At 40.4% G+C, this 1380-nt stretch carries 1 protein-coding gene; it reads right to left on the reverse strand.

Annotation, left to right across the window (positions count from 1 at the left end; translation table 11 throughout):
• A partial coding sequence (sabA, locus tag EWZ81_RS00015) for a Hop family adhesin SabA/HopD (protein ID WP_165548414.1) occupies positions 1 to 1380 on the reverse strand: 1380 nt, incomplete at both ends.

Consider the following 1380-nt stretch of genomic DNA (forward strand, 5'->3'; position numbering starts at 1 on the left):
CCCATTCATTGCGCCGTTATTGTTTTGAGAGCTGATCATGCCCACTTTTTTAAAGGGGTTATTGCTCATCGCTGCTAAAGCTTGATTAAGCTGAGATTGCTGCTCTGGGTTGATTTGGTATTGATCCGCTGTAGAATCTTTAGGCGACATAACGATGTTTGTTACATTGACCTTATTATAGGGGAGTTTAGAAATCTCTTCGCTCAAATTCTTAGCGTTGTTATAGGCGGTTACGATCTCTGTTTGATTGGATTTTAAATTATAAACATCTCTAGCCACGCTTAAAGCCGAATCAATCCGATTGCCATAATAGTTCACATTGTTTTGAACCGCATTAATTTCTTTATTCAAATTCACATTCTGTCTGTAAGGGTTAGTAGGGGTTTTACCCAAATGTGGCACTTTCAAGTAAGCGTTCTCCAAATACTTAAGTTGGTCTTTAGGAATGGAATTAAAGAGATTGAAGATATTTGAAGCATTAGAGAGAATTTGCTTTTGGTTTTGGGCGAAAGCGTAAATGTCTTTAGCAAATTCACGATTTTTTTGAGATCCCATAGCTTGAGCTTGCAAGTTAGTAGATAGGGTGTGGTTGCTCTGAGTTAGTTTGAGCGCTTGTTGCAAGATAGGTAGCATCGCTTTGATGTTGTTAAACACCGCATAGTCGGTTACAGGACCAGTGGATGTGATAGCACCAGCACCACCGGCTCTGTTTGAAACACCTGCGATGACTATATTTTTCCACACCATAGAAACCTTGGCTTGTTCGATTAAATCCATAAGCTTTTGCGCAGTTTCAAGAGCTGTAGTCATGGAAGTTTTGTTTCCATTTGACTGATCGCTAGAACATTCTGATAAGGCACAGAGATTGCCTTGAGCTTTTTGGAGGTTTTCAGCAAGTTCTTTCATTTTATTATAAGTTTCTCGTTTCATAAAACATTGTTGTAATCCTGTGCAGTTCCCATCTTTATGGATTCTTCCAAGAGGAGCATTAGATCCATCATTCAAATCGTTCACAAAAAAACTGAGAGCGTTCCCCGCATAAAGACTCCAAAAAGCCAATACTGAAGTGATAACAGCTTGCGTGGTGTTGTAGATGGGTGATGTTTCTTTGTTTGTGTGGTTGTTACTCGCAAAGCTTTTCAAATCGCTTAAAGCATTGTTGACAGCCTGAATGTTGTTCGCCGTTTGAATGCTTCGTTTTAACGAAGCCAGTTGGGCTAAAGATTGGCTTAATTGCTCATATTTGTCGTTCAAATTTTTCAATTCGCCGGTGTTTTTGACCATTTGCACCGCTTCGCCGATTTGATAGCCCACGCCCACAAAAAAGCCGTTGTCTTCAGCGTGGAGCGATGATACCGCAAGCGAGAGAGAGAGAGAGAG

This window comes from Helicobacter pylori (genome assembly GCF_011140715.1).
GTDB classification, from domain to species: domain Bacteria; phylum Campylobacterota; class Campylobacteria; order Campylobacterales; family Helicobacteraceae; genus Helicobacter; species Helicobacter pylori_DA.